The sequence below is a fragment of the Lysinibacillus parviboronicapiens genome (assembly GCF_003049605.2).
In the GTDB taxonomy this organism is placed as follows: Bacteria; Bacillota; Bacilli; order Bacillales_A; family Planococcaceae; genus Lysinibacillus; species Lysinibacillus parviboronicapiens.
On sequence record NZ_CP073713.1, the window covers coordinates 772557 to 783666 of the forward strand.

Genomic DNA, 11110 nt, shown 5'->3' on the forward strand with positions numbered 1-11110 from the left:
TGTTGCGATATAAGTACACATGAAATGAGTACACAAATTCGGTGTGAGTTAGAAATTTTTCCTTGGAAATATATTTGAGTTACCTATAAATGGGGATTTCAGGGGCGTGGTATTTACTTTCTAAGCTATTGAGCTAAATGGTAGAGGAGAAAGTGGAGCGCTAAAATATTACTTGTAGAACTGTGTTATGAACTAGCTATAAATGAAGGTAAATGAATAGAGTGGATCACAACGGATATACAAATGATATAAGTATGCTGTAAATCTAGACTATAAATTAAAACTACACGAAGCTATGTACAAGAACTTAAACGCTTTAAATCCAACATTGATATCAATAATTGATGTTGGATTTAAATTTGTCATCCTAAAGTTCTTTTAATTGGAGTAGCCCAATTACTAAATCGTCATTAGAAAAAGTCGATGTACCCTACTTCTCAAGTGAAAATTATTGTCTTATCCAATTATCCAAAAAATCCGGTGTTTGCTCTTTACTAACGCAATCGTCACAACAAAAATGAGAGAATTTTAGTTTGGAGGTTCCATATGAAGACTATTATAATCATTCAAGCAAGAATGGGTTCATCCCGCTTGCCAGGGAAAATTTTAAAGCCACTTGGTGCTGTGGATGTACTGACATATGATGTAAAACGTTGCAGGGCGATTCATGGTGTGAGTGAAGTGATTGTCGCAACAAGTGATTTGTCGCAAGATGATGCGATTGAAAATTGGTGTAAGGCTCATGACGTGGCGTGCTTCCGAGGATCAGAGGAGGACGTGTTAGATCGTTATGTACAATGTGCTAAAATATATGAACCTGATTACGTTATGCGTGTAACATCGGATTGCCCTTTTGTTGATTATGAGATGGGTAGTGACATTGTTGCATTAATGGCGAGTAAAAGAAAAGATATAGTATTAATTGATGGATATTTACCACGGGGATTAGCAGTGGAGCTTATTTCATATGAGGCACTTTTACGTATTAACGAAGTAGGTAAGGGGGCACATCATCGTGAGCATGTGACGTATTACGCGTATGAGTTTGTAGATGAATTTGAAGCCATAACCTATAGAGCACCTGCAAATCGTAATGCACCCGAATTACGCATTACTTTAGATACAGAGGAAGATTATGAGCTGATTTCCGCCGTGGCCAAGCAATTCGATGACCCGTTAGTATCAAGTTTGGATGTTATTCGTTATTTACAAGAAACACCTGAAGTTGCCAAACTCAATGCACATATTGAACAAAAGCAGGTGCTTTAATGACAAAGATAGTCATTCGTACAGATGCTTCAGTAGAAATCGGTAGCGGTCATGTTATGCGGTGTTTAACTATAGCGCATAATTTAAAACGTAGAGACTATGATGTATGTTTTTGGATGAAACCGCTAGTTGGGAATTTGATAGATTATGTTGAGTCGCAAGGCTTTATGAATATTAAGCAGGCTGAGCAGGCCGATCTTTATATTATCGACCATTACGAAATTGATATCGTGTGGGAACGTGCTATTCGTCCATTTACCAAAAAAATTGTGGTGATAGATGATTTAGCAAGAGCACATGACTGTGATATTTTACTTGACCAAAATGTTATACCAAATTTTGAATCACGTTATGAAGGATTAGTGCCCGAAAACTGCAGTAAGTTACTCGGACCAAAATACTTAATAATGCGTGATGAGTTCATCGAGGCACGTCAGCAATTGCAAGCGCGAAGCGGACGAATAGACCGTATTCTTGTATTTATGGGCGGCACTGATCCAACGAAAGAAACATTGAAAGTTTTAACAGCTATTAAGTCAATAGAATTTATGCATGTGGATATAGTTGTTGGCAATGGCAACGTGGATAAAGAAGAGATCAAGCAACTCTGTAACGAGCGAGGCTATCATTATCATTGCCAAGTAAATTATATGGCTAAGCTCATGCAACAGGCGGACTTTGCAATTGGTGCTGGAGGTAGTTCAATGTGGGAAAGGTGTTATGTTGGCTTACCTTCATCGAGCACAATTGTTTCGGAAAATCAATATATGACGACAGGTTATGCGGCACAACTTGAGGCTGTCATTAATTTAGGATGGCATGAACAAGTAACGGTGGATACATATAAAATATTATTTAATGATTTAAGTAAAATAGATGTAGATAAATTAAAAACAACAGGTCTACAAATAACAGCTACAAAGCAACCAAATGTTTGGTTATTAAAGATACTGGAGATGTTAGTGTGATTAAAATTGGAACGAAAGAAATCGGCAAACATACAAAGCCTTTTATTATTGCAGAAATGTCTGGAAACCATAACCAGTCATTGGAACGTGCATTACATTTAGTAGAGCTTGCTGCTGAGGCTGGTGTAGATGCATTAAAGTTACAAACGTATACACCTGATACAATAACACTGGATGTTCATACAAGAGAGTTCTTTATCCAGGATGACAGTAATATTTGGAATGGTAATTCGCTATATAATTTATATAAAGAGGCGTATACACCTTGGGAATGGCATGAGCCTATTTTTAATAGAGCACAAGAACTTGGATTACTTGCGTTTAGCTCACCATTTGATGAAACAGCGGTTGATTTTTTAGAAACCTTAGATGTACCTGCATATAAAATAGCATCATTTGAGAATGTCGATATTCCACTTATTCGCAAAGTAGCACGTACTGGCAAGCCGATGATTATTTCAACAGGTATGGCAACAGCGGCGGAGCTTGATGAGACTGTAAATGCAGCAAGAGCTGAAGGTAACAATCAAATTGTGTTACTGAAATGTACAAGCACTTACCCAGCGTCGCCAGCAAACTCAAATTTAGCAACAATTCCGCATATGCAAGAATTATTTGATACTGAAATTGGCTTGTCCGATCATACGATAGGAGTTGGGGTATCGGTAGCAGCGGTTACTTTAGGTGCGACCGTGATTGAAAAGCATTTCACAACTTCAAGAGCCGATGGAGGCGTAGATTCGATCTTTTCTATGGAGCCATATGAATTAAAAATGCTTGTTGAGGAAACAGAGCGAGCATGGCAAAGTCTAGGACGGGTTCAATATGGTCCAACCGAAGCTGAGCAAGAGTCTATTAAATTCCGACGTTCACTATATATTGGTAAGGATTTACAAGTTGGTGATATTTTAACGGAGAAAAATGTACGTAATGTTCGCCCGGGCTTTGGGTTACCAACAAAATATTTTGATTTAGTACTAGGTAAGGCAATTAAACAAGATGTAAAAAAGGGAACGCCACTTAGTTGGGAGTTATTATTGTGAATGAAGAGTTAAAAGTTCGACTGTCCTTTCCCTTTTATGCATAGTATTACTAGTGAAGGTGTTCGAGAGATAAATCGTATTTTACAAGAATAAATATCGTTACAAATAAAGGGGATTTAAATCGATCCACTTATTATTTCAGCTTTTGGAAATGAGGAATAGCGATGGAGAAATTGCCTGAATTTTTATCCTATGGTCGCCAATCAGTAGATGAAGAAGACATCCAAGTTGTAATTGAAACACTGCGTTCTCCTTTTTTAACTCAGGGTCCAAAAATTCAACAGTTTGAGCAAGTAATTGCCGATTATGTTGGCGCAAAATATGCAGTTGCTTTTTGTAATGGCACGGCAGCACTACATGCGGCTTGTTATGCAGCTGGAGTTGGAGAAGGTGATGAAGTAATTACTACACCGATTACATTTGCTGCGAGTGCAAATTGCGTGCGTTATGTTGGGGGAACCGTTGTGTTTGCTGATATTGATGCTGATACGTACAATATTAACCCCGTTGAAGTGACGAAGAAAATTACGCCTCGCACGAAAGCTATTATCCCTGTGGATTTTACTGGTCAACCAGCTGATATGGATAAGATTATGGAAATTGCACGTGAACATGATTTAGTCGTAATTGAAGATAGTGCTCATGCTTTAGGTGCTGATTATAAAGATAAGAAGGTTGGTACTCTAGCGGATATGACAATATTTAGTTTCCATCCTGTAAAGCCAATAACAACAGCTGAAGGTGGTGTTATTGTAACCGATAATAAGGAGTACCTTCATAAGCTACAGCAATTTCGTAGTCATGGCATTGAACGCACCGATTATGCTGTGGAGCAAGGGGATTGGTATTATGAAATGACAAACCTTGGTTACAATTACCGAATGACAGATATACAAGCCGCGCTTGGCTTATCACAAATGAAAAAGCTGGATGCATTTATTGCCCGTCGTCGTGAAATTGCAGATTTCTATACAAAGGCATTTAAAAACGTGAATGAAATTGTAACACCAAACCAGCTTGAAGGGACAAATTCTGGTTGGCATTTATATATGGTACAACTTGAAGGTGTTTCACGAAAACTGGTATTTGAACAAATGCGGGCGTTAAATATTGGTGTACATGTTCACTATATTCCTGTTTATTGGCATCCATATTATCAGCAACTCGGCTATGAACATGGAATATGTCCAGTAGCAGAGTGTTGGTATGAAAAGGCACTGACATTACCAATTCATCCTGAAATGACAATGGCGGAAATTTCGAGCATTGTAAAGAACATAGTAGAATTACTAAAATAGCATATATCATACTACTAAAAATAGCTTGCTCCATAAAAAGGGCGAGTTGTTTTTTTATTTCAATACAAGCAAATACTTACAGTTAAGTTGCGATGCAAACACAAACGCTGACTAATTTTTTACTACATACATAATAATTGTGAGAGAAAGAAAAGTAGTAGACTTAGTACCTTAGAAAATAGATTTGTTTTTTGTTTAATATTAAACATGGAATATTCCAAAAAGCTGTCGATAATAGTTATAAGAATATGAAATGTTTAGGAGGTTGAGCATAGTGCGTATTGCAACACAAGGACAATCAATTGAGGCAACGACTACTTCAAATGAAAAAAAAGTAGTAAAGGTGCAAGGAAATGAAAAGTCTAGTGTGGTAAATGAGTCTGTTTCACAACCGGTAGTAGAGCAAGTTGCTACAGTTCCTGGTGAAGAACAGGAAATCTCAAAAGAAAAGTTACAGCAAGTTGTAGATGCGGTAAATGATTTTCTCGAAACAAATAACAGTTCTTCAAAGTTTATGTATCACGATGGATTAGAACGCTATTATGTGATGGTGGTGAATCGTGACACAGAAGAAGTTATTAAAGAAATTCCACCGAAAAAATTGCTAGATGCTTTTTATGAAATGCAAAAACTGGTTGGTATGATTGTAGATGAAAAAATATAACATGAATTTTAGGAGGATAAATTATGATTAATCGTGTAGGTGGACTTGTATCAGGTATGGATATTGATGCATTAGTTGCAAAATTGATGGATGCAGAACGTGCACCATTATATAAATTACAACAGCAAAAAACGAAATATGAGTGGCAACGTGATGCTTATCGTGGTGTAAATACAAAATTAACTACCTTTAGTAATTATACGTTTGATAATTTCATTCTATCAGGTAAATTTGTGTCAAAAACACCTAATGTTAGTGGTATAAACAGTAGTAAAGTATCTGTAAAAGCGGGTGCAGGGGCTGCAGGAAGTTTGGATATACAAGCGGTTAAACAACTTGCTACTAATTCAAGTACAGGAGTTAAAACTGCACAACAGACTACTCATCGTAATGTTAATGGGGGAGATGCACTAAGTGCTCTTGGTGTTACAAGTGGAGAAATTAAGCTAAACGTAACAACAACGAATGCTGATGGTGTTTCAACAACAACTGAAAAAACAATTACATTTGATCAGAATGATTCAATTGATAGCTTTGTTGCAAAATTACAGAGTGATGATGTTGGTTTAAAGGACTCAAAATTCGATGCAGCAACAGGGAAACTTACAATTGGTGGTAAGGATGTAAGCTATTCATTTGCGGACAGTGCAAGTGAGGAAAAGTTAAAACAATTTGGTTTTTCTACTTCTAATCAGTCAACTGCTATTAAATTGTCAGACGGAAAAACGATTGCTCCGAAAGGAATAAAACTAACGGATCTTGGTATTGCAACAGGAACGCTAGATTTAAAAATAGGTGATGATGTAAAATCATTTACTATCGGAGCAGATGATACAATTGAAGATTTAGTAAATACATTAAATGCTCAAGATTCTGGTGTAAAAGCGTCTTACAATGAAAATACAGGTAGGTTTTCTATTACTGCCACAGATTCAAAAAAGACTGTCACTGCAGCAGATGATAGCTCATATATAAAACTCACACAATTAGGTATTAAAAAAACAGCTACAACAAGCACAGCGCATTTTATTCAAGATTCTTCAACTGCACAAACACCAACAGGCAGTAGTAAATTAGGGCATTTAGGTCTTGGGCTTAATGGCGATGAGGATAAGCTGACGTTAAATGTTATGCAAGCAAATGGTGAAATGAAAGAAACAACTATTGCCTTTACAAAAGACGATACGATTGATTCATTTATTAAACGTTTAAATTCTTCCGGTGCTGGTGTGACAGCCATCTTCTCAAATGGTCAAATCAATATGACTACTAATAATACAGGTAAAGCAACTGATTCTACTGTAACAAGTGAAATTCAGGTTGTAGGAGCAGCGGATAGCTCGGGGAAACAATTATTAGGTCAATTAGGTTTCCTTACTGCTGGACAAGTTTCTAGCGATGGAGCAATCGATTTAGCTGCTAATAGAGGTCAAGATGCTGTCTATGCAGTAAATGGTTTAGTCATGACAAGTAAATCTAATTCTGTAAATGTCTCAGGTTACCAAATTAACTTGAATGGTACATTTAATGAGAGCAATATTACTGCTGATAATAAAGGTATAACAGGTACTATAACTGATGGTGTTAGTGTATCTTCTACAAATGACGTCGATTCAATGATGGACAAAATTAAGGAATTTGTAAACAAATATAATGAATTAATAGCAGGTATTAATGATCAGTTAACAGAAACAAAATACCGCGACTATGCCCCTCTAACGGCTGAACAACGTAAGGATATGTCAGAAAGCGAACAAAAGTTATGGGATGAAAAGGCGAAAAGTGGACTTTTACGTAGTGATTCAATCTTACGAAGTGGTTTAGATAAGATGCGTAGTGCACTAGGTGGGCGTGTTGGTGGCTTAGGTGATAAAGTAATCGATACTATGGCTGAGATGGGCATTACCACTTCTAATGCACATAAAGACGGTGGTAAGTTAGTTATTGACGAAACGAAATTGCGTAAAGCATTAACAGAAGATCCTGATCGTGTAGTGAATGCTTTAACACAGTCAGGGACAAAGAATGTAACAACGGGCGAGGATACGCGAGGCCTTTTAGTACGTATGCGTGAATCCATTACTGACTTCACTCGTGAAATCGAGCGTAAAGCTGGACGTGCAAGTATTACAGATACTAGTTCTTCACTTAGTAAATCTTTAACCTCAACAGAAGAACGTATTACAAAATTACAAGATCGTTTAAAAAATGTTGAGGCTCGTTATTGGAAACAATTCACTGCTATGGAACAAGCTATCAATAAAGCAAACGCACAATCAGGATCCTTAGCGCAATTTGGTGGTCAATAAGGTATAATGTAGTAAAAGGTTATAAAAAGGAGTTGTCTTCAAGTGGCAGCGCAAACATCCGCTCATAATGTCTATAAACAAAATAGTGTTACTACTGCATCACCTGGTGAGTTAACATTAATGCTTTACAATGGTTGTTTAAAATTTTTATCAAAGGCCAAACATGCTATTGGTGAAAAAAATATTCAAGAAAAAAATACGAATCTTTTAAAGGCTCAAGCAATTATCAGTGAATTTATGACAACGTTGAATATGAATATCGAGGTTTCAAAAAATATGCTTGCATTATATGAATATATGAATAAACGCTTAGTGGAAGCAAATTTGAAAAATGATATTGCTATTATTGAAGAAGTTGAAGGCTTGGTTACTGAATTCCGAGATACGTGGAAAGAAGTTCTTCGTATTAATCGCCAACAACAATATGGGAATGGTAACCAAGTATGATGGGACCTGTTGAAAAGTTACTTTCTACATCAGCGCAGCTTTATGAGCATTTAACTGTCATACCTGAGGGCGATGAACGTGATAGCTACATTGAAAAAATTGATGGATTACTTGAAAAACGAGGACAACTTCTTGAGCAAGTAATGGCTTCGGAAAGTGTGTCTCTGGAGGGACATCAGTTAACACCTCATTTAATTGAACTAGATCAAGGTATTCAAAGCCGATTAAAAAAAGTAATGACAGTTATCAAAACAGATATGAAAAATTTGCAACAGTCTAAAAAGTCTGAGCAAACGTATTTAAATCCTTATGGTAATGTACGCGTCATGGATGGTATGTACTATGATGGGAAAAAATAGTATATTTTTATTATGCTTGAATAGCTTAAAAGTGCGTAATGCTTGTATTTCACTTTACTAAGAAAATTACTATAATATAAATTTTTATATATTATTTGAGCTTGTTATCAACGCATGGAGACCATCAATTGATGATGGTCTCTTTTATTATATGAAGATAGACCTAAACTTATAACATATTCATAAAAAAACACTATAATTTCTAAAGCCTTTCAACGATAGACAGAGGCATAAGCCCATATAGTCATAAATTAGTTCATAAAACGGTAAAATATGTTACTTATTCCCTCTGGATGTAAATCGTGCATTCGTGTCATAATCAAGCTAACTAAATGTTTGGAAAAGTATTGGGGTGGGAAAATGATATTTAAGCGTCAAGAAGGCTTTCGATTTAAATTCGAGGAGCCGGTTAAAATGACTTTTGCGATATATGAAAACGGCAGAGTCAATAATTCACAAACTGCGATGGCAGACTTGCTCGATGTGAGTCCAAGAGGTTTAAAGATGTTTACAGAGGTTGATTTAGGGGTGAACCCGCCACCTCTTGATTTACGTTTTATTCTGGATACAAGAGAAATACGTGCTTATGGTGAGGTGATTTGGAGTCGTCCGTTTGCTAACGGTAAGTACTATGGTGTGTATTTCAATAATCAAGGACCGCTAGAAGATTTTATTGTCGAAGAGTTGAAGTCTCGCCGTAAAAAAGAAGCAGCTGAGGCAAAAATGAAAAAAATCGATTCCTAAAAATTATTGTGAGAAAAGGAATTTTTTTAGAGGAATTTCACACACTTGTGTAGAAATAGATAGTATAGCAGTTATAAAGGAGGAGTTTACATGTTAAACTTTAACATTCGCGGTGAAAATATTGAGGTAACTCCAGCTATTCGAGAGTATGTTGAGAATAAAGTCGAAAAAGTTGAGCGTTATTTTAACGAAGATATTAATGCCAACGCCAACGTAAATTTAAAGGTTTATAATGACAAGCAAACAAAAGTCGAAGTTACAATTCCCATGAAAAACTTAACACTTCGTGCCGAAGAGCGTCATAATGATATGTACGCAGCGGTTGACTTAATTGTTGATAAATTAGAACGTCAAATTCGTAAACATAAAACAAAGGTAAACCGTAAATTCCGTGAGCGTGAAGGTACAGGTATTTATTTCGCTACTTCACAGGCCACAATGGATGCAGCAACTGAGGAAGAAGAATACTCAATTGTTCGGACAAAACAATTTGATTTAAAACCGATGGATCAAGAAGAAGCGGTTTTACAGATGAATATGCTAGGGCATGATTTCTATATCTTTACAGATGCGGAATCAAACGGCACAAATATTGTCTACAAACGCAAAGACGGTAAATATGGCTTAATTGAAACAACTTAAATTTTAAAATAGTGAAAATAACTCTCGCAATAGCGAGGGTTATTTTTATATGATGGAAGTAATATTAAAAAGGATGTGTCTTGTATGAAGCGAGAAATTTTAATACCAGAATATTTAACAAATTTTTCATGTATAGGGGCTGCATGTGAAGATACTTGTTGTGCAGGTTGGAAGGTTACGGTTGATAAAGCTGCTTTTCACAAATACCGTAATGTCAAAACTCCTGGGATAAAAGATGAGTTAAAAAAAAATATTACACGTGAACGTTCAAATCCATCCGATGCTACTTATGGAAAAATTAAAATGAATGAAAAGAATGAATGCACATTGTTGACTGAAGAAGGTTGGTGCAAAATTCATGCGGAGCTGGGTGAAGAATTCTTATGTAATACATGTTCAGTATATCCGAGAAATTTTAATGAAATTGATACGCGCATAGAGAAAAGTTTAACACCATCTTGTCCAGAGGCGGCACGCTTAATTTTACTCAATGAAGAAGGTATAGGATTTATAATTGATGAAGAAAGGACTAATACAAACGTATTGACTGTGGGTCAAATACAATCCAATGATAATCTATTTTTTTGGGATTTACGAATGTTTACGATAGAGATGTTACAAAATCGTAAACAAGCATTTGAAGTACGGTTAATTATTATTGGGATGTTTCTTCAAAAATTGCATGAAATTCCTCGTGGAAATTGGTCAACTCAATTAGAGCCTTTAATGCAACGCTATAAAAATGTTCTAGAAGATGATGCACAAATAAAATTGTTATTGAATTTACCGCAAAATTTGTCATTTCAAATGAATATGGCAAAAGAATTGGTGAAATATCGTTTAACGGGAGGTGTGTCGAGTCAACGATATTTAGACTGCTTGAATGATATGTTAAAGGCATTACATCTAAATGATGAATCAGATATTAATGAGTCTACTGAATTGTATAAAAGATTTTATACCGAGTACTATGCTCCATTTATGAATAATCATGAATACATACTTGAGAATTATGCAGTGAACTATGTGTTTAAAAATTTATTCCCTTTTGATCAACCTAATATTTTTGAAAGCTATGTAATGTTGGTCGTAAATATTTCAATGATTAAACTCCATTTAATAGGCATGGCAGGACACCATAAAGGGTTAACGATTGAGTTGGTCATTAAACTAATTCAATCGTATGCTAAAACAATCGAGCATAATCCAAATTATTTACTAAATGTTCGTAAAATGCTTCAAGAGAGTGGTTACTCAACGATGGCACATATGATTGTTTTATTAAAAAGTTAATAAGTGTTTAAAGTGACCTTCTAAACAATTGAGAAGGTCATTTTAATTTTAAAACGGATGACAATTTGCACCAA

General features: G+C 35.8%; 11 protein-coding genes. All 11 read left to right on the forward strand.

Features of this window, described 5'->3' with window-relative positions; all coding sequences use genetic code 11:
- Positions 1-546 precede the first annotated feature (546 nt).
- The 11 genes from C9J31_RS03710 (at position 547) to fliB (ending at position 11036) form a co-directional block, all read left to right on the forward strand.
- The gene (locus C9J31_RS03710; protein WP_107947363.1) at positions 547-1269 is read left to right on the forward strand and encodes a cytidylyltransferase domain-containing protein; all 723 of its coding nucleotides are present in this window, start codon (positions 547-549) and stop codon (positions 1267-1269) included.
- A complete protein-coding gene (gene pseG / locus C9J31_RS03715) occupies positions 1269-2237 on the forward strand; it encodes a UDP-2,4-diacetamido-2,4,6-trideoxy-beta-L-altropyranose hydrolase (protein WP_107947361.1) in 969 nt (322 codons plus the stop codon). Before C9J31_RS03710 ends, pseG begins: the two co-directional genes overlap by 1 nt.
- On the forward strand, positions 2234-3280 hold the full coding sequence (pseI, locus tag C9J31_RS03720; protein WP_107947359.1) for a pseudaminic acid synthase: 1047 nt from the start codon (positions 2234-2236) through the stop codon (positions 3278-3280). The genes pseG and pseI overlap by 4 nt, the downstream gene beginning before the upstream one ends.
- Before the next feature lie 164 nt (positions 3281-3444).
- Entirely contained in the window at positions 3445-4578 is a 1134-nt protein-coding gene (pseC, locus tag C9J31_RS03725; RefSeq protein WP_107947357.1) for a UDP-4-amino-4,6-dideoxy-N-acetyl-beta-L-altrosamine transaminase, read from the forward strand.
- Between the two features lie 274 nt (positions 4579-4852).
- Positions 4853-5242: a flagellar protein FlaG gene (locus tag C9J31_RS03730; RefSeq protein WP_238601992.1), complete on the forward strand. Its 390-nt coding sequence runs from the start codon at positions 4853-4855 to the stop codon at positions 5240-5242.
- Positions 5243-5265: 23 nt separating this feature from the next.
- Positions 5266-7551, forward strand: a complete 2286-nt coding sequence (gene fliD, locus C9J31_RS03735; protein ID WP_107947354.1) for a flagellar filament capping protein FliD — start codon at positions 5266-5268, stop codon at positions 7549-7551.
- 42 nt (positions 7552-7593) lie between these two features.
- Positions 7594-7998: a flagellar export chaperone FliS gene (fliS, locus tag C9J31_RS03740; RefSeq protein ID WP_107947352.1), complete on the forward strand. Its 405-nt coding sequence runs from the start codon at positions 7594-7596 to the stop codon at positions 7996-7998.
- The gene (gene fliT / locus C9J31_RS03745; RefSeq protein WP_244854872.1) at positions 7995-8357 is read left to right on the forward strand and encodes a flagellar protein FliT; all 363 of its coding nucleotides are present in this window, start codon (positions 7995-7997) and stop codon (positions 8355-8357) included. The genes fliS and fliT overlap by 4 nt, the downstream gene beginning before the upstream one ends.
- Positions 8358-8771: 414 nt before the next feature.
- Entirely contained in the window at positions 8772-9101 is a 330-nt protein-coding gene (locus C9J31_RS03750) for a PilZ domain-containing protein (protein ID WP_235616334.1), read from the forward strand.
- A 90-nt stretch (positions 9102-9191) separates the two neighbouring features.
- A complete protein-coding gene (gene hpf, locus C9J31_RS03755) occupies positions 9192-9743 on the forward strand; it encodes a ribosome hibernation-promoting factor, HPF/YfiA family (protein ID WP_054768184.1) in 552 nt (183 codons plus the stop codon).
- Positions 9744-9827: 84 nt separating this feature from the next.
- Positions 9828-11036 carry a flagellin lysine-N-methylase gene (gene fliB / locus C9J31_RS03760; RefSeq protein ID WP_107947350.1) on the forward strand — a complete coding sequence of 403 codons (1209 nt, stop codon included), beginning with the start codon at positions 9828-9830 and terminating at the stop codon, positions 11034-11036.
- Positions 11037-11110 lie beyond the last annotated feature (74 nt).